Raw genomic sequence first — 17,848 nt, 5'->3', positions numbered from 1 at the left:
TAAATTAAATGCGATGAAAAAGACGAGTAAATAATTTATCTCTTTAAGTGAACTAGTGATAGTGCGAAACTAGCAGACCCTGAATTATCGAAAAACACTTTGAGCTGCACACTGAAATGATTTCAAAGTAGGTGGCGCCGTCTCCAGTACGTTACCACGCTGGTGAAGCATGATTGTGCTTCATGAGTTGGTCCGAATTTCGGACAATCTAGGTGGTACCGCGGAAAAAAGCCTTTCGTCCTTGTTCTATTAGAATAAGGCGAAGGGCTTTTTCTTTGCTTTAATATTTTTTGGAGGTAAACACCATGTCCTTAATTTTGCCAGAAAAATACCAACCAACTCTAACTATTCGTGATACAGAAGCCGCAATTGTCTTCATCCGCGAACGATTCCAAGAAGTCTTAGGGCAAAAATTACACTTACAAAGAATGTCGGCACCGCTTTTTGTTGAAAAAGATACCGGATTGAACGATAACTTAAACGGGGTTGAACGACCAGTTGCCTTTGATGCAAAAGATCTACCTAAAGATGATACAGTTGAAATTGTCCATTCACTTGCCAAATGGAAGCGCATGGCGTTAAAAAAATACGGTTTTGGTATTCATGAAGGTCTTTTTACCAACATGAATGCTATCCGTCGCGATGAAGATTTGGACAACTTCCACTCAATTTACGTTGATCAGTGGGATTGGGAAAAGATCATCGCCAAAGAAGAACGGACCGAAGACACATTAAAAGAAACGGTTAGAAAAATCTTTTCAGCAATTAAGCAAGTAGAAACTGAATGTGCCGAACGCTATCCTGCTTCTACCTACCGACTCCCAGAAGATGTTCACTTTGTTACTACACAAGAACTTGAAGATACCTGGCCCGACTTAAGTCCTGAGGAACGTGAAGACAAGATTGCGAAAAAAGAAAAAGCTGTTTTCATTATGAAAATCGGTGATAAGTTAAAGCGTAGTGGTCAACCACACGATGGCCGTGCTCCTGACTACGATGACTGGGCATTAAACGGTGACTTGATTTTCTGGTATGAGCCTCTAGGTCAAAAACTTGAAGTTTCTTCAATGGGCATCAGAGTCAGTCCTGAAAGTCTCCACGAGCAACTGGAAAAAGCTGACTGCCTTGACCGCGAAAAATTGCCTTTCCATCGTCAACTACTTAAAGGTGAATTACCTTACACCATTGGTGGCGGAATTGGTCAATCTCGTTTATGTATGCTCTTACTTGGTAAAGCCCATATTGGTGAGGTTCAGGCAAGTGTTTGGCCAAGCGAAATGCTCAAAGAGTGTGAAGAACATCATATTCAACTTCTATAATTAACATAGTAAAAAAGAAAAGCCCCTAGCTTGGAAAATTCCACCTAGGGGCTTTTACTATGTCTTAAATTAATAACCGAACTGAAGCTACATGCTTTAAAAATTGCACTAATAAATCCAGCTTCTAGCCTATTTATCAATTGTTAGTGCGGGAAGATAAGTGTACGGATAATCGCCATCGTAATTAAGCCAGGCTTTTAACTCCTTAATTGATTTCAGAGCAATTTTTCTGTTATGACCATGAAGTTTCTTAGCCTCAGCTTCAGCTTGTTTCAATGAAACCTTTTTTCCGTCAGATTTTTGATACATAGCCTTTGTTTCAGCCTTAATCAATTTCTTTAAAGCTTTTTTCTTAGCATCTACGTGATAGAAGTTTCCATTGACTAAGCTAATCCAGCCTTGCTGCTTTCCACTTTGGTCAACAAGGTGGCCCATAATTTCTACCTTTCCCAAACCAAATTCTGTAATCTTGAACTTGGTCTTCTTTTCCGCCATTTTTTTAACCCAATCCTTATTGTATGGTTGAACATCATACTTAGAAGAATTAGGGCATTCAGGATATACAATGGCCTTTGATGAAAGTACGAACACATAGCCATCTTTTGCTAAACGTCCTGCAGGCACATAAGTTACATCGGGTTCTTTGACCTGATTAGTTTCTACTGGCTGCTCCGCACTAGCTGCTTTTACTTCAATTGAATGACCCAATATTGTAAAAGAAGAGAAAACGGCTACTGAACACAGAAGGTTTTTCAAAAATTTATGCTTCACTTTTTGCCTCCAAATTAAAATCAAATAATAAATTACATAATTTTATTTTACATTTATTACAAAAACATTTCAATATTAACCACTTATTAATTACAAATAAATTACAAAATATTAATTAATCGATAAGTGTATAGTCAATTCCCCTAAGCTTTTGTTCATTAAGAAGTTAATCTTCGCAGCTAAAAGCAGTATAGTAGATGGGAACACATTTTTAGAAAGGACATAAACATGATTGATTCAACCCAAATAACAGAACTTAAGAATGATCTTAACCTGGCACAACACATTACTTTTTTAACAGGTGCTGGTGTTTCTACCCACTCAGGGATTCCCGACTACCGCTCAAAAAACGGGATTTATGATGGAGTTAATGAAAGCCCTGAGACCATTTTAAGTGAGGAAACACTCTACCAGCGACCTGAATTTTTCTATCAGTTTGTCATGAATAATATGTATTTTCCTGATGCCCAACCTAATAAAATTCATCAAAAAATTGCCGAACTTTGTAATGAAAAAGGCGACCTAATCACACAAAATGTTGATCACCTTGACCATAAGGCAAATAATCACCATGTAACAGAATTTCATGGTAGTTTATATGATATTTACTGTACAAAATGTCGTCAGCCTGTTTCATATCAAGAATATGCTAACTCTTTCCGCCATAAAAATTGTGGCGGCATCATTCGTCCCGGTATTGTCTTATACGGTGAGCAAATCGACCAAACAAACCTTTCTAAGTCAATTAATGCTATGAGCATGTCAGATCTAATAATAATTTGCGGCACCAGCTTTGTAGTCTATCCTTTCGCTCAGCTTCTTTCTTACCATCAGCCGGACGCAAAGGTTTGGGCAATCAATAAAACGGCTATTCCTGCTGCAGGCATTTCCGCCATCATCGGTGATGCACTGGATGTTTTCCAGCAAATCTAAGTCTATAATTTATTTCACTTATTAGGAGCACTTCTCTTGCCTTGTGGTAAAATACTAGCAATTGTTTAATGCGCGAACTAATTGTTTATTCAGTTTGAGCACTTAGAAAAGAGTTTTTTAAATGTCAATTATTAAAATGTATGCTCCATTTTTTAGTGCTAGCAATTGGCTGCATGTTTTAACCAGTGGCAAGGACTGGCTAATCATTCTGACACTTATTTTAATGGAATGTCTGCTTTCAGTTGATAATGCAGTTGTTTTAGCCGCACAGACTAAGGTATTACCCACCAAGAAAGAGCAAGAAAAATCGCTATTCTATGGTATGTGGGGAGCCTATATTTTTCGCTTTATTGTAATCGGAATTGGCACTTACCTAATTAACTTTTGGGAAATTAAGTTAGCGGGCAGTTTATACCTGTTTTACCTAGCCTTTAAGTTTTTCTACGATCAGCGTCATCCACAAAAAGCGCAAGCTGAAGAAAAAGCCGAAGGCGAAAAGATTGCACAGCATTCTCCCAAAAAGGGTAAACACTTTTTATCACTCTTCTGGCGAACAGTTATTTCAATTGAGGCAATGGATATCGTCTTTTCAATTGATTCAGTTTTGGCCGCACTAGCCGTCTCGAGTAATCCAGTTGTTGTTTTAATTGGTGGCATGATTGGAATTTTATGTATGCGGGGCGTCGCCGAAATAATTATCAAATTAATGGATATTATTCCTGAATTGCAGCCAATGGCCTACGTCCTGATTGCAATTATCGCCTTAAAACTGCTTATTTCATTACCACCACTTCACTATGAATTACCAAACACTGTTTTTGCGATCATTGTTTTTGGTGTCTTAATTATCACAATTGCGTTTCACTTTTTACGGCTTAAAAAGCATGGTCGTTAACTATAATTGAGAAATAATTTTTTCTTTGAGCACAACCGCCTGGTTATGCTCTTTATTTTTAGCACCGTATAAAAACAACACGTCTTGTTTCGGCAACTGCTGTTTCACTAGGGACACAAACTCGGCCATGGTTGAATTTGCTTCAAGTTCTGCCAGATGCCTTTGCTTAAATTGCATAAATTTATTATCATCATGATTAAACCCACTTGCGAAGCTCTTTACTGGGTGCAAGTTCCTTAACCCAAACATCGAGTCTGGCATCTGTCTTGCTTATACCTCGTAGCCATAATCGATCTACTAAAATGCGATAGCCTGCAGGCTGCTCTTTTTCGTAAATTCGAACTAATTTTATCTAGTGTACTACTCAAGGAAAAAATGGATTATTCAACTTACTTTACTAATCACTCAACTGAAGAAATTAGTGCCGATCTACTTGGTCGGCCATTAACTTATAATGATGGCAAACGCACTCTTGGCGGTTATATTGTCGAAGCAGAAGCATACTTAGGAAAAAAGGATCGTGCAGCACATTCTTATGGTGGTCATCGTAGTCCTGCCAACGAAGGGCTTTATGCCCGTGGCGGAACAATCTATATTTATGCTCAACGACAATACTTCTTTTTTGATGTTGCAACTCAGGCAAAAGATGAACCACAAGGTGTCTTAATCAGAGCAATTGAACCTGCTTGGGGAGTTGAACAAATGATTGGTAATCGCTCGGGTAAAAACGGCATTTTATTAACAAATGGACCCGCTAAGATGATGCAAGCTTTTGGCATTCATGATAAAAATTGGGATCTACATTTTTTAAGTGATTCACCCTTTGCAATCGATTTAAATGATCAACATCAGAAAAAGCCGCAAGAAATTGCTAAGAGTGCCCGCATCGGTGTCAACCAATCTGAATTGGAATGGGCAAATAAGCCATTACGTTTTTTTGTTGCCGGCAATCCATATGTTTCGCGAATGAAGAAAAATGATTATCGTGCTAATAATGGCTGGCAATAAGTGCTAATTTTAAATATAAAAACTGGTAATAGTACACATTTGATTTATAGCTGTTGACAAGTTAATCTTTTTAGCCTATCCTGTTGATTAAGTTAAATAATTTCCAATGCAATAGAGGTTGCGGTAATTACGAAACTAATCTGAGTGAACGAACACAATGAAGATTAGTGTAAGAGTTATCGCCGAAACAAAAGTGCTATTCGCTTTAACACTTTTGTTGGGCTGCAGGAGAAGATCTTGCAGACTGTCCTAGTTAATACTGGGGAGCGCTATATGATTTGTCTAAAATATGATCAATTATAACCTCGTTGTTTTGTAAACAGCGAGGTTTTTATTTACGCTTTTTATTGTATTGGCTTTATTTGAAACAAATTTCTCGGAGGTTTTCAAAATGAAGTCAAGAAATAAGTGGATTACCGCTCTAATCACGGTGATGCTTAGTTTCATCATTACAAGCAATTTTGGTATTACACAAGTTAATGCCAAAAAAGATGATGGTGAACTAAAGGTAGCAATGGAGGCCAACTACCAACCATATAATTGGACTCAAACTACAGACAAAAATGGTGCGGTGCCAATTGAAGGCTCACGCACATATGCCAACGGCTATGATGTTAAAATTGCAAAAATAATTGGTAAACAATTGCATCGTAAGGTTGTTGTAGTTAAGACTGAGTGGGATGGTTTACTTCCAGCTTTAACCAGTGGCAAAGCTGACCTGATTATTGCCGGAATGAGTCCAACTGCTGAGCGTGCAAAAGCGATTAATTTTACTAAACCATATCGAAACAGTACTTTTGTTGTTATTACAAAAGTCAACAGTAAATACGCCAACGCTAAAACGCTAAACGATTTTAAAGGTGCTAAGTTAACTGCTCAGCAAGGTACTTCGCACTATGCACTAATTAAGCAACTTAAAGGTGCCAAGAGACAACCCGCAATGCGTGACTTTGCTGCAATGCGTCAAAGCTTAATTTCTGGTACCATTGATGGCTATATTGCCGAAGATACCGAGTCAACCTCATTTAAAATGGTTGACCCTGACATCAAGGCAATTCCAATTAGTAAAATGGCCGGTTTCCGCATTTCTGAAGAAGATTCAACTACTGCAATCGGCATCGCCAAGCCAAACAGAGATTTACTCAAGCAAGTTAACCAAGTCTTAGCTACTATTCCAAACTCTGAAAGAACCAAGCTAATGACTACCGCCATTTCACAACAACCAAAAACTGATGAAACTAGCAAGAAAGGTAAACAAGATCCTTGGCTCGTCAGTGTTTGGAAACAATTTGGGGGCATGATTTTAAGTGGTATTGGTATGACCCTTCTTCTTGCTTCAGTTGGTACGATTGCCGGTTTCTTCATCGGTCTTTTCGTTGGTATTATTAGGACTATCCCTACCCCAACTAGCAGAGGTAAAAGATGGTTTTCGAAGTTTATTAACTGGCTTCTATCCGTTTATATTGAAGTTTTCCGCGGTACCCCAATGATGGTACAAGCAGCCGTAATTTATTATGGAATTGCTCAATTCTGGCACATCAATATCGATCGTACACTTGCTGCACTAGTAATTGTTTCGATTAACACAGGCGCATACTTGGCAGAAATTATTCGTGGTGGAATTATTTCTACCCCAGAAGGACAATTTGAAGCTGCCAGCGCATTAGGAATGACCCATAACCAAAGAATGTGGCATATTATTTTGCCTCAAGCTATTAAGAACTGTTTACCTTCAATTACTAACGAGTTCATCGTTAATATTAAGGACACTTCTGTTTTGAGTATCATTTCAGTCTCTGAGCTTTTCTTTGTCGGTACAACAATTGCCAGTCAGACCTTTAAGTTCTTCCCAACTTACCTGACAATTTCAGCTATCTACCTGATTTTAACCTTTACAATTACCAGAATCTTTAATCTGATTGAAAAGCACTTGCAAGGAAATAAAAACTACAACTTAATGGCTAATCAAGTTCAAGTAGGCACAGCTCAGGATATGGAGGCCAAAAAATAATGACTGAATCAAATGAAACTATTTTAAGCTTACAGCATTTGCAAAAAACTTTTGGACAACACCAGGTGTTACGCGATATTTCACTTGATATTAAAAAAGGCGAAATCGCAACTATTATTGGCCCGTCAGGTGGTGGTAAGTCAACCACTTTACGCTGCATTAATTTACTGGAAGAGCCCACAGCTGGTGAAATTCACTTCCACGGTGAAAATGTCCTTGAGCAAAACTATAATCGTAATATTTACCGTGCTAAAGTTGGGATGGTTTTCCAACAATTCGATCTTTTCGAAAACAAAAATGTTTTAGCTAATTGCATGGTTGGCCAAGAACTCGTCTTAAAGCGTTCCAAGGACGAAGCACGTAAAATCGCCCTTGCCAACTTAGAAAAAGTTGGGATGGAACAATATATCAACGCCCGCCCAAGTCAACTTTCTGGTGGACAGCAGCAACGTGTTGCCATTGCTCGTGCTATTTCGATGGATCCCGAAATTTTATTATTCGATGAGCCCACAAGTGCTCTTGATCCTGAAATGGTCGGTGAAGTTTTAAGCGTTATGAAAAACTTAGCAACAACCGGTTTAACGATGATTATCGTAACGCACGAAATGGCATTTGCTAAAGAAATTTCTGATAAAATGTTTTTCATCAGTGACGGAGTAATTGCCGAGCAAGGTAACCCAGACCAACTATTTAATCATCCACAAAACGAGAAAACAGCGAAGTTCTTGAGTAATTTTCAAAACAACTAACTTTAAATAAAAAGATGTTCCAAAAATGGAGCATCTTTTTATTTTTTAATTATACTTTGTAAAAAATCCCTATAGCGTGTTAGTCAATTCTAACAATGAAATATTATTGCAAAAACGTAGTGATTTTAAGCGTTAGGGTTTACCAGGTGAAGCTTTAGAGTTTGGCGAATCGGCTGAAGATGCCTGCAAACGTGAATTTCGCGAAGAAGCCGGACTAGAAGTTACAGTCAAAACTCTTCTTGGTGTTTCTACCAATCAAATTCAACACTACCCTAACGGTGACATTGTTCAAACTTCACATAATATATACAAAGGTAGTTTATTTAGAAACAATTACATTATCACGGCTCTATATCTTGCTTAATTACGTTTGACAAAAATCTATTTCTATTATTATATATAGATAACATAACCCGTCTTTTATATTAGCTGGTTAAACCAGTTTATTTTACCTCATCAACAGGAGAAAACTCATGAAGAAAAACGGCTACAAAATCAGCACCTGCGTTCTCGCACTTTTACTTATCGTAACATTAGGCTTTTTGCTCTATACCACTAGAAAACCGCCTACCATTTATGGTGGTTTTACTAATACTGCAACGCCAGGAAATGCTTTAAATCCTCATGTAGAAATTTCGTGTGGCACGAAACCCAAATATGCCATATACGTAGACGGGCATAAATTTGAAAGAGGTACTTATAAACGTGTAAGTAACAGCACTTTCACCTTGAAAGATACAGATGGCAAAGAGTCAGGCGTCGTCTTTTTATCAAACAATGGCTCTTACTTGTATCATTCCAAGCTAAAGAAAAAGCTGATTAATATTAAGAAACTTCCGGGTAAACCTACTGAAGAACCTATAAATATCCACTAATTAAAAGTATAAATGTTATTAGTTGTAACAAAAAAGGTATTAGATTCCTGATCTAATACCTTTTTATATACCCTCTTAGCCTCGCCTTAATCATCGTGTTCTTTGTGCCATTCTTTAATCTGCTCCAGCCTCTTTTTAAAGCGGTCTTCATGACCTTGCGAAGTTGGCAAATAATATTCATGACCTTCTAAACTCGGCGGCATAGTTTTCATTGTCGTTAACTTATCTTTAGCATAATGAGCCAGTTGGTAATCTTTGCCATAACCTAGGTCCTTCATTAACTTGGTTGGTGCATTACGAATCTGTAATGGCACTGGTTCATCAATCGTCTTTTTGACATCATCTTCAGCAGCTAATCTAGCTTTATAAACCGCATTTGACTTTGGCGCAAGCGCCAGATAAATCACCGCTTCCGTCAAATGCACATCACATTCAGGCATCCCTAAAAACTGACAAGCCTGAAAAACATTGATAGCTACATTTAATGCATTAGTGTCCGCCAAGCCGATATCTTCACTGGCAAAGCGCACCAATCTGCGAGCAATATATAGTGGATCTTCTCCGCCTTCAAGCATCCGCGACAGCCAATAAATTGCCGCGTCTACATCGCTGTTACGCATTGACTTGTGAAGCGCTGAAATAATGTTGTAGTGCTCCTCACCGTCTTTATCATACAAGACTGACTTTTGCGTGATTAACTGCGACAAGCTATCCATGGTTACACTGACCGTATTACCAGTTTTATGACCGTTTAAAACCGCCATTTCCAGTGTGTTCAAAGCTGTTCTCGCGTCACCGTTAGCAAACTTAGCAATTGCTTTAACTTCTTGGTCGCTAATTTTAACTGACAGCTTGCCAAAACCATTAGGATTGGCCAGCGCATTTTTCAATAACTTAATAATGTCAGTAACTTCTAGAGGCTTTAAAACAAACACTTTACAGCGTGATAGCAAAGCCGAGTTTACTTCAAACGAAGGATTTTCAGTCGTAGCTCCAATCAAAGTAATACTGCCACGCTCAACGTAGGGTAAAAATGCATCTTGTTGTGCTTTATTAAAGCGATGAATCTCATCAACAAAGACTAGTGTCTTTTGTCCCATTTCGTGTTCTTGCTCAGCTTGCTTCATAATTTTACGAATCTTGGTAATACTGTTATCAACCGCACTAAAATTGAAAAAGCTGGCCTGACTTTGCCTAGCAATAATTTCTGCTAAAGTTGTTTTCCCAACTCCCGGTGGACCCCAAAAAATCATTGAAGAAACTTGATTATTATCAATGATTTCCCGCAATATTTTTCCTGGTCCCAAAAGCTGTTCCTGTCCTACAAATTGATCTAGATTTTGGGGACGTACGCGGTTAGCCAATGGCTCATTTTCACCATTATTTGCAAACAATGATTCTTGCTTCATTATATTTCCCTCTATTTAGTTTCAACCTTCTACTACTTCCAATTATACAAGTATTTTAGAACTAGAAATTTACGAAAGATTGTTTTATTAAAAAACGGGATTAATTCACACGCTAAGTGAACTAATCCCATTATTGCTTTAATTAATACTCTACATTATGAATCAGCTATTGATCCTTTATCTTGAAACGTCCTCTAATAGAATTTATTTAAACTTCAATGATTTAGGCATCACTGGTTTTTTGCCATTATACATGACGTAGGTTTCTTTAGGACTCTTTTTGGCAGAGTTCTGGTAACAATATCATACTCCCAGTTGCAATCACCATCTTTGCCTGACCGAATACCTGGTAATTATTGAATCCCATTATCCACCTTATCGGTAGTAGCAGGTTTATTAGTCACAGAGAAAACTGGTTTAACAGTATCTACCATTAAGTTCAGGCCACAAAAAACTAGACTACTACTAACACCAACACCCTAAAATTTGTTTTGAATGGCTATGATTCACTTATCATGACCTCCCTTTTCATTCACTTAATTATAAGCCGTCTCAACCCAAAAACATTGTAAAATATAACTTTCTTAGTTATAAGAAAATGATGAATGTTAGACAAAATCCATTAAATTTCCTAGATAAAGTAAATTTGAATTTCTTTTTGGGTTACAATAATATTAAACTATAAGCTCATCTTTGTGAGGTCATAATATGAAACTTTTTAAGAAAATTTGTATTGGACTAACAGCCTTATTATTAGCTGCTAGTCCAATATTGACGCATATAACCAATTTTCAAACAGTAGAAGCTGCTCGAAAATCCAAAGGAAAAATTACGCTGTTTAAAAACGATTATGTTTATAATCAAGCAGGCAATAAAATAAAATTGAATGTCAATCACAGCTATCGCGTTCCTAGTGATTTTGCTGTCAGTCCTACAGGTTACTTGATTACAGACATGAAAAGCGATGATTTGGGCGATCACAGAAGCAGCCAGCCCTACTACGGTACCAAAAAAATCAACGGTCAAAAATTTTACGACCTTGGACATAACTATTACGTTAATGAAGCAAACGTTTTAAAAGTCAAGGGACGCAATGTCGCACAAGGTACATTGACAATTAAACGTGATGCACTAGTTTATACCAAGGCTGGCAAAGCAACTGGAAAAAAACTAAGAACTAATTCAGTTGTCAAATATCAGGGTAAAGCTAAGGCTGCTACCAAAACACCAAAATATTTTTACTACCTGAGGGATGTCGCCAGATACTTACAACCCCAATCCATACCTACCTACAAAATAAAAGGAAAATATTTTTATTCCTTAGGTCATAATCGTTACATCAATGCCGCCAACGTTGGCTATATCAATGGGCACCTTGTTCGTTATAACGGTACTTCAACGGCTACTGTCCTTAAAAACACCAACAGCATAACGGTCAACTATTCCGAAGCAAAACGTAAATTAAAAAAAGGACAGAAGATTAAGCTTGATTTAGCTGTTATTCCTTACCTAAGTGACGGCTTTGACAACTATCTTTACAGACTGCATGGTCATCCAGATGAATATGTAGATGCTACCGAAATTAAACTTCAAAGAGACTTACCTGTCATTGATTATCGCGACTTAGTTTATACTTACGTCATGCCAGTCACAGACAACAGCGTTGAACTTTATGATACTTCTGGTAAAGCAATTGGCAAGCGCATCATGAAGCCAGCATATAGCAACCTAACAGTTGATGGCTTAATGTACCTCTGGGTACCTGGGGAAAATAAGGCTGAGTTATTTTATCATTGCTTAAATTACAGTGATGATAATGTTGTTGATGACAGCCAACCAGATCCAATACAAGATCCAAATTCAGTACACCGCACAAATAACCAAAAATTAAGCTATGGCAATAACTTTATCAAGGTTAGCGATGTTAAATACATCAGCGGGTTAAAGATTAAAGCCCTGAATACAATTGGCACAGGCTGAAAATGGGCAAAAGATTGCGACAGGAGCTGACAAACAGGAACTGCTCACACTTTTTAATGAAGGAAAAGATCTAGCACAAAATAGCGCTTATCATGATCTTATGTCTAATTATGATTGTGCCTTAAGAAACGCTTCTGCTATGTTAAGGTCTGATAAGGCAACTGTCACACAGGTAGATGAGGCTGTCTGGTATGTTAAAACAGCTAAAAAGCAGCTGACAACTATGTCTACTCCGCCGGGTGATTAATTTTTTAACATAAACAAAAAGACTAATTCGTAATTAAAAAACGAACTAGCCTTTTTTGTCTTATCTATTTAAGCTTGAACCCTTTAGGCAGCTGGGGCTTTTTGCCATTATACATGACATAAGTTTCTTTAGGGCTCTTTTTAGCCGAATGGTTATACAGTTTAAGTAGCTGCTTTGCAGTATACTTTTTGCCCTTAGGCTTAGTAATTGTACCTTTGCCAACAGCTTGAATATGTTTAAATCCTTGACCTACTCCTGAACTCTTACGTAAGCGATAATGCCCGAGCTTGACAACAAAGCCTTTTGGATTACCAGCATTCTTCAAAATCTGACTATTATGAATATTAAAATGACTTAAATCAACTCCAGCGAGTTTTTGATCATTAGCAAACATTTCCGTTGAATCATACATTTTTGGTAACCGCCAGCCACGCAGATCAACAAAAACAAGATTATCACAGTCCATAAACATTTGGCTAACTCTGGTAACTTGGCGTGTATCCCAAGTATGCAGGTCAAGCTGCTCAAGACTTTTTGCGCCCTTAAACATTCTAAGCATATCAGTAACGTTGGTAGTATTAAAGTGTCTCAATTCAATGTCTTTTAGACTGCTGTCGCCACTGAACATTGAATTCATCCAGCGTACGTTCTTGGTGTTCCAACCCGTTAAATTGAGTTTGGTCAAAGAGCTGTCTCCAGAAAACAGCGAGATCATATTAGTAACGCTACTGGTATCAAAACTACTTAAATCCAAACTAGTAACAGTCGGATTGTGAGCGAACATTTTTTCCATATCTTTAACTTTACTAGTATCAAAGTGACTGAAATTTAGCTGATCTAAATGAGCGAATTTTGCAAACATTCCCGACATATCTGTAACATTACCAGTATTAAAACCACTTAAGTCAAGTTTAGTTAAGTCAGAACACCCTTGAAACATACTTTTCATGCTAGTGACGTTTTTGGTGTTCCAATTAGCTAAATCCAGATGATTGATGGCACTACCCGAAAACATTCTCTCCATATCAGTCACTTGACTGATATCAAAACTACTCAGATCAAGACTTGACAGATTTTCGGTACTGAAAAACATTCTAGACATATTTTTAACTTTACTAGTGTTAAAGTGCTTAAGATTTAGTTCAGGAACTTTTACTTCAGCAAACATACCAGCCATGTTAGTGACATTACTGGTATCAAAATTAGCTAGATCAAGTTCTACCACCTCGCTATCCGCAAACATCTCTCCCATATCGGTCACTTGGCTGGTATCAAAACTTTTCAGATTAAGATGTTTTATCAGGCTGTTTCTAAACATACCACTCATATTTGTGACTTTACTTGTATTAAAACTGCTCAAATCTACTTCTGTTAATGCTGTGCTGTCAAACATTCGTTCCATGCTAGTCACTTGACTGGTATCAAAGTGACTAACATCAGCTTTAGTTAGGGCTTTGTCATTGACAAAAAGCAAAGACATATTTGTCACCTGACTAGTATCAACTTTATCGAGGCCCGTAATATCCTCCAAATGCTCAAGACCGGCAAACTTTTCTGCCGAATTCGGAGCCATTTTAACCGGCGTTTCAAATACAATATGCTCAATATTGCCAGACCAGTTAAACTGCTTTAAAAACGGTGTGCTTGATAATTGACTGCTCTTTTGCGGACCACTAATCCGCAGGGTTCTGCTAATAATGTCATATTTCCATGTGCAGCCACCATCAGTGCCAGTCCAAAGACCGGCATCAGATGGCAAGTCTGTCGCACTAATTGGGACAACAGTAGGAGCTTCTGTTGCAGCAGCTACAGTTAAATTGGTTTGCACCGTTACGACTAAACCTAATGCCATTGCTGCAATGCCTATCCCTGTCTTTTTGACTAAATTGGGTAATTTCATCTTGACGCCTCTTTTCTCTTACTCTAATTATAAGGGTATTTTATTTAAAACTAATTAATAATTTAAAACTTAAGTTAAACTTTGCCAGACTGTTATTCTTTTACTGTAAGACAGGTATTATTCTACCTCTATATTAAGTTATAATAAATTTAATAGAAAGGATTAGTAAGGAGATAAATCATGAAACTAACAAAAAAGATTGAATTGGCTATGACTGCTTTGATTTTAGTTACCACTCCATTTCTAACTAATTTTAGCCAAACGCAAATAGTTGCCGCTGCTAAAAGCAGTAAAGTGGCCGCAAAGGGGAAAATCACGTTAATCTACGATGCCCATCTCTATAATAAATATGGTCATAAAATTAAAAATAAGAACAAATATCTGCCTTATGCTGACGATGATGTCAATGGCTATAAGTATATTCCAAGATTTAATGCAGATGTTATGCAATACTACGGCACCAAAATAATTAATGGTCAAAAATTCTATAATATTGGTAGTGATTGCTACATTAGTATGGCTGATATCAAAGAAGTCAACGGTAAAAACAGCAAAAAAGGCAAATTGGTTTTAAATCAAAAATCAGCCGTATACACTAAAGCCGGTAATAAGAGCAGTTATACTTTACCTAAACGAGCCATTGTTACGTATCAAGGCACAGTTAAAGAGGCCAAATCAAAGCCAAAATACTATTATAGTAAGTATTATAAATCAGATGACAATGAGCATTATTTCTATCTTCCACTCACTAAAATTAAGGGCAAAAATTATTATGCAATCGGACAAAACCGTTATATCAAAGCCAATAATGTGACAAGTCTTGATGGTTATCCCCTGATTTATAATGGTGTCACAACAGCCACAGTCTTAGAAACGACAGCAACTCAAACTATCAAAAATCAGAAAACAAAACGTATTTTAAAAAAGGGCCAGAAAATAAAAGTTGATTTAGCTGTTAGGCCTTGGGCCGAAGATTTTGAAGGCTATATTTTCCGCCTGCATGATCATCCTAACGAATACATATATGAAAATTATATCAGTTTGAGAAACTACTTACCTACTTCCGATTACCTTGCTCAAGTCTGTAGTTTCGTCAAATCAAAAACTTATACAAATGTTAAGATGTATGATGTCACAGGCAATCCTATTGGGGTTAGTTTTAATACTGCAGAGCTGTCTGTTTTCAATGTTGATAGCTTATTCTATATTTGGAATAAGGCTGAAAACAAAGCTGAATTGTATTACCATCTTCTAAGCCGCAGCTTTAACAGAAAAGATCTCAACAATAATGACGGAACGCAATTAAGCAGTCCTACAGATGATGAAAAGACCAATGAGAGTACTTTATCTACGACTGAAAAAATAATTTCCGTTAACAGTTTCGTTAAAGCTAGCGATGTGAACTTTTATGACGGTATAAAACTTTCGCCTTTAAATACTCCATTAGAAGCTGAACAGAAACAAAAAATAGCAACTGACAACGATAAAGCACAGCTACAGAAAGCCTTTGATTCTGAGCAGCAAAATATTACTGGCAGTAGCCGCCATGCTGGGCTTGCACTTTGTTATGACTATGCTTTAGTCAACGCAGCTGTTGTTTTAAGGTCAACTAAAACAACATTGGCACAGGTAGACGAAGCACTTTGGCTATTAGAAACCACTAAAACACAGATAAAAACTTTATACTTCGAAGATTTTAGTTAAAGTTTGCTAGAAAGACAAACTAAAAAGGATTAGTTCAAAGCTGAGCTAATCCTTTTATTTTGCTAAAAATTAAAAATGAAATGATTTTGGCAGTTGCGGCTTTTTGCCATTATACATGACGTAGGTTTCTTTAGGGCTCTTCTTGGCAGAATGACTATAAAGTTTTTGTAGCTGCTTTGCAGTATACTCTTTGCCCTTAGGGTTTCTAATTGTTCCTTTGCCAACAGCTTGAATATGCTTAAAGCCTTTACCCACTCCCGAACTCTTGCGCAACTTGTAGTGTCCTAACTTGACTGCAAAGCCATTAGGATTACCAGCTTTTAGCAAAATTTGACTATTATGAATATTAAAATGACTAAGATCCACGCCAGTCAGCTTTTTATCATGATAGAACATTTGCGTTGAATCATCTAGCTTGGACATTTTCCATCCACGTAAGTTAACGTATGTTAGATTAGGACAATCCATAAACATTCTAGCAGTTTCAACAACTTTACTCGTTTTCCAACCATGTAAGTCTACAGTTTCCAATTTGGTATCATTTCTGAATAGGTCAATCGTACTGTAAAGATTTTTAGTGTTCAGCTTGCCCAAATCGACATTAACTAAATTTTTATCGTTTCTAAACATGTTGCCCATATCCGTCAAACTCTTGGGGTTCCATCCCTTCAAGTTTATTTCAGCTAAAGCTGTACAGTTTCTGAACATATTGAAAGTGCGCGTAACTTTGCGAACATCAAAGTGACTAACATCAATTTTCTTAACATTTGCGACTTTTTCAAACATACCAACCATATAAATGACATTGCGGGTGTCCAATTTACTTAAGTCCAGTTGATCAAGATGGTTAAAGCCGGAAAACATGCCTGTCATATCCTCAACCTTACTGGTATTCAAATTGCCCAAGTCGAAATCTGTTAGGCTATTCATATTTTTAAACATATACTGAGTGTCTGTTAAGTTACGTGTATCCCAGCCAGTGGTATTTACCTTTACTAAATCAGATGCGTCAGCAAACATATACGCCATTGTTGTTACATTTTTGGTATCGAAATGGCTTAAATCAAGACTAGTTACTTTTTTAAGCTTCTCAAACATGCCGTTCATTTTAGTAACATTGTGAGTATCAAAATTACTCAAGTCTAAATCAGTTAGGCTGTCATTTGCAAACATCCCACTCATATCTGTCACTTTCTGTGTGTTGAAATTTTTAAGATTAAGTTGTGTAACCTTGGCATCCGCAAACATTTTGGCCATGTTAGTTACGTTACTGGTATCAAAGTGGTCTAAGTCCAATTGATTAACAACAGTATTGTTAAACATATTTCCCATATCGGTTACTTTGGATGTATTGAAATTCTTCAAATCCAACTGGTTGGCCTTTGCGGATTCAAACATGCTGTTCATGTTTACTACATTTTTGGTATCAAAGTGACTGACATCTAGTTCGGGCGCTCCTAGACCAAAAAACATTTGGCTCATATCAGTTACCTGGCTAGTGTCAAAGTGGCTGACATCAAGATCCGTTAAGTTCGAATCGCTTAAAAAGAGCTTTGACATATTAGTTACTTTACTAGTATCAACTTTGTCTAGGCCTTTGATATCTTGTAGTGAACTTAATTGAGCAAATTTTTCTTTTGAATCAGGTGCCAGCTGTACCGGATTTTCAAAAGAGATGTGTTTAATATTTCCCGCCAAACTGAGCTCTTTAGTAAAAGGTGTGCTGGAAAGCTGTGCACCTTTAGCACCACTAATAGTCAATGTATTAGTAAGAACATCATATTTCCACGTGCAATCTCCATCTGTACCTGTCCAAAAACCCAGCTGAGTATTAGCAGTATTTGTGTTAGCCAGTTGTGTGCTATCGGTTTTATCATTTGCAGCAGGTGCAGTAGCGGCCGCAAAAACATGCGAGGTAAGACCGCTTCCACTCGTCATTCCTAAGAGTGCCAAAGCTACACCAATGCCTATTTTTGGTAGATTAGTTCGTCTTACTTTTTGAAATTTCATATTTTATTCCTCCTCTTACAACTTATTTTAGTCCTTT

Annotated in this window: 14 protein-coding genes, 2 pseudogenes, 1 riboswitch and 1 other annotated feature; of the genes and pseudogenes, 11 read left to right on the top strand and 5 right to left on the bottom strand. The window is 37.2% G+C overall.

Annotated elements, in window-relative coordinates; genetic code table 11:
• The first annotated feature begins 4 nt into the window (after positions 1-4).
• Positions 5-246 (top strand) — a binding site (T-box leader).
• A gap of 59 nt (positions 247-305) precedes the next feature.
• Positions 306-1,319, top strand: coding sequence for an aspartate--ammonia ligase (gene asnA / locus H3R21_RS05990; protein WP_198183780.1), 1,014 nt, complete (start codon positions 306-308; stop codon positions 1,317-1,319).
• Between the two features lie 129 nt (positions 1,320-1,448).
• Here the strand turns inward: asnA and H3R21_RS05985 are convergent, their stop codons facing one another.
• Positions 1,449-2,090, bottom strand: a complete 642-nt coding sequence (locus H3R21_RS05985; RefSeq protein WP_198183778.1) for a hypothetical protein — start codon at positions 2,088-2,090, stop codon at positions 1,449-1,451.
• Positions 2,091-2,318: 228 nt separating this feature from the next.
• Here H3R21_RS05985 and H3R21_RS05980 point away from each other — a divergent pair, with 228 nt between their 5' ends.
• Complete coding sequence (locus H3R21_RS05980; protein ID WP_198183776.1) at positions 2,319-3,023, top strand: NAD-dependent protein deacylase; 705 nt, start codon at positions 2,319-2,321, stop codon at positions 3,021-3,023.
• Between the two features lie 121 nt (positions 3,024-3,144).
• On the top strand, positions 3,145-3,918 hold the full coding sequence (locus tag H3R21_RS05975) for a TerC family protein (protein ID WP_198183774.1): 774 nt from the start codon (positions 3,145-3,147) through the stop codon (positions 3,916-3,918).
• On the opposite strand, the pseudogene H3R21_RS05970 reads toward H3R21_RS05975, so the two are convergent.
• Positions 3,919-4,270, bottom strand: a pseudogene (locus H3R21_RS05970) (DUF488 domain-containing protein).
• 23 nt (positions 4,271-4,293) lie between these two features.
• On the opposite strand from H3R21_RS05970, the gene H3R21_RS05965 reads away from it, so the two are divergent.
• From H3R21_RS05965 to H3R21_RS05945, 5 genes and pseudogenes are all read left to right on the top strand, one after another.
• Positions 4,294-4,926, top strand: a complete 633-nt coding sequence (locus H3R21_RS05965; protein ID WP_198183772.1) for a DNA-3-methyladenine glycosylase — start codon at positions 4,294-4,296, stop codon at positions 4,924-4,926.
• A 104-nt stretch (positions 4,927-5,030) separates the two neighbouring features.
• Positions 5,031-5,206: riboswitch (Lysine riboswitch) on the top strand.
• A gap of 111 nt (positions 5,207-5,317) precedes the next feature.
• The gene (locus tag H3R21_RS05960) at positions 5,318-6,937 is read left to right on the top strand and encodes an ABC transporter substrate-binding protein/permease (RefSeq protein WP_198183770.1); all 1,620 of its coding nucleotides are present in this window, start codon (positions 5,318-5,320) and stop codon (positions 6,935-6,937) included.
• A complete protein-coding gene (locus H3R21_RS05955) occupies positions 6,937-7,686 on the top strand; it encodes an amino acid ABC transporter ATP-binding protein (RefSeq protein ID WP_198183768.1) in 750 nt (249 codons plus the stop codon). Before H3R21_RS05960 ends, H3R21_RS05955 begins: the two co-directional genes overlap by 1 nt.
• A gap of 151 nt (positions 7,687-7,837) precedes the next feature.
• Positions 7,838-8,050: pseudogene (locus H3R21_RS07490) on the top strand (NUDIX domain-containing protein); the annotation flags it as partial.
• 109 nt (positions 8,051-8,159) lie between these two features.
• A complete protein-coding gene (locus H3R21_RS05945) occupies positions 8,160-8,561 on the top strand; it encodes a hypothetical protein (RefSeq protein ID WP_198183766.1) in 402 nt (133 codons plus the stop codon).
• Positions 8,562-8,647: 86 nt separating this feature from the next.
• Here the strand turns inward: H3R21_RS05945 and H3R21_RS05940 are convergent, their stop codons facing one another.
• Positions 8,648-9,970, bottom strand: coding sequence for a replication-associated recombination protein A (locus H3R21_RS05940; protein WP_198183764.1), 1,323 nt, complete (start codon positions 9,968-9,970; stop codon positions 8,648-8,650).
• A gap of 708 nt (positions 9,971-10,678) precedes the next feature.
• Here H3R21_RS05940 and H3R21_RS05935 point away from each other — a divergent pair.
• Together H3R21_RS05935 and H3R21_RS05930 are read left to right on the top strand one after the other, a co-directional pair.
• Positions 10,679-11,950, top strand: a complete 1,272-nt coding sequence (locus H3R21_RS05935; protein WP_198183762.1) for an SLAP domain-containing protein — start codon at positions 10,679-10,681, stop codon at positions 11,948-11,950.
• Complete coding sequence (locus tag H3R21_RS05930; RefSeq protein WP_198183760.1) at positions 11,937-12,197, top strand: hypothetical protein; 261 nt, start codon at positions 11,937-11,939, stop codon at positions 12,195-12,197. The genes H3R21_RS05935 and H3R21_RS05930 overlap by 14 nt, the downstream gene beginning before the upstream one ends.
• Positions 12,198-12,261: 64 nt before the next feature.
• Here the strand turns inward: H3R21_RS05930 and H3R21_RS05925 are convergent, their stop codons facing one another.
• Positions 12,262-14,097 (bottom strand): BspA family leucine-rich repeat surface protein, encoded by a 1,836-nt coding sequence (locus H3R21_RS05925; RefSeq protein WP_198183758.1) that lies wholly within the window; start codon positions 14,095-14,097, stop codon positions 12,262-12,264.
• Between the two features lie 180 nt (positions 14,098-14,277).
• Between H3R21_RS05925 and H3R21_RS05920 the strand changes: the two genes are divergently transcribed.
• Positions 14,278-15,801: an SLAP domain-containing protein gene (locus tag H3R21_RS05920; RefSeq protein WP_198183756.1), complete on the top strand. Its 1,524-nt coding sequence runs from the start codon at positions 14,278-14,280 to the stop codon at positions 15,799-15,801.
• Positions 15,802-15,870: 69 nt separating this feature from the next.
• On the opposite strand, the gene H3R21_RS05915 is transcribed toward H3R21_RS05920, so the two are convergent.
• The gene (locus H3R21_RS05915; RefSeq protein ID WP_198183754.1) at positions 15,871-17,811 is read right to left on the bottom strand and encodes a BspA family leucine-rich repeat surface protein; all 1,941 of its coding nucleotides are present in this window, start codon (positions 17,809-17,811) and stop codon (positions 15,871-15,873) included.
• Positions 17,812-17,848 lie beyond the last annotated feature (37 nt).

This window comes from Lactobacillus sp. W8172 (assembly GCF_016102055.1).
In the GTDB taxonomy this organism is placed as follows: Bacteria; Bacillota; Bacilli; order Lactobacillales; family Lactobacillaceae; genus Lactobacillus; species Lactobacillus apis_A.
Note: the sequence above shows the minus strand (reverse complement) of the source record. Positions and strands in the feature narration are given on the sequence as shown.

Coding starts and splice junctions, on each gene's coding strand:
- asnA (WP_198183780.1), top strand. CDS start 306: ATGTCCTTAATTTTGCCAGAAAAATACCAACCAACTCTAACTATTCGT.
- H3R21_RS05980 (WP_198183776.1), top strand. CDS start 2,319: ATGATTGATTCAACCCAAATAACAGAACTTAAGAATGATCTTAACCTG.
- H3R21_RS05975 (WP_198183774.1), top strand. CDS start 3,145: ATGTCAATTATTAAAATGTATGCTCCATTTTTTAGTGCTAGCAATTGG.
- H3R21_RS05965 (WP_198183772.1), top strand. CDS start 4,294: ATGGATTATTCAACTTACTTTACTAATCACTCAACTGAAGAAATTAGT.
- H3R21_RS05960 (WP_198183770.1), top strand. CDS start 5,318: ATGAAGTCAAGAAATAAGTGGATTACCGCTCTAATCACGGTGATGCTT.
- H3R21_RS05955 (WP_198183768.1), top strand. CDS start 6,937: ATGACTGAATCAAATGAAACTATTTTAAGCTTACAGCATTTGCAAAAA.
- H3R21_RS05945 (WP_198183766.1), top strand. CDS start 8,160: ATGAAGAAAAACGGCTACAAAATCAGCACCTGCGTTCTCGCACTTTTA.
- H3R21_RS05940 (WP_198183764.1), bottom strand. CDS start 9,970: ATGAAGCAAGAATCATTGTTTGCAAATAATGGTGAAAATGAGCCATTG.
- H3R21_RS05935 (WP_198183762.1), top strand. CDS start 10,679: ATGAAACTTTTTAAGAAAATTTGTATTGGACTAACAGCCTTATTATTA.
- H3R21_RS05925 (WP_198183758.1), bottom strand. CDS start 14,097: ATGAAATTACCCAATTTAGTCAAAAAGACAGGGATAGGCATTGCAGCA.
- H3R21_RS05920 (WP_198183756.1), top strand. CDS start 14,278: ATGAAACTAACAAAAAAGATTGAATTGGCTATGACTGCTTTGATTTTA.
- H3R21_RS05915 (WP_198183754.1), bottom strand. CDS start 17,811: ATGAAATTTCAAAAAGTAAGACGAACTAATCTACCAAAAATAGGCATT.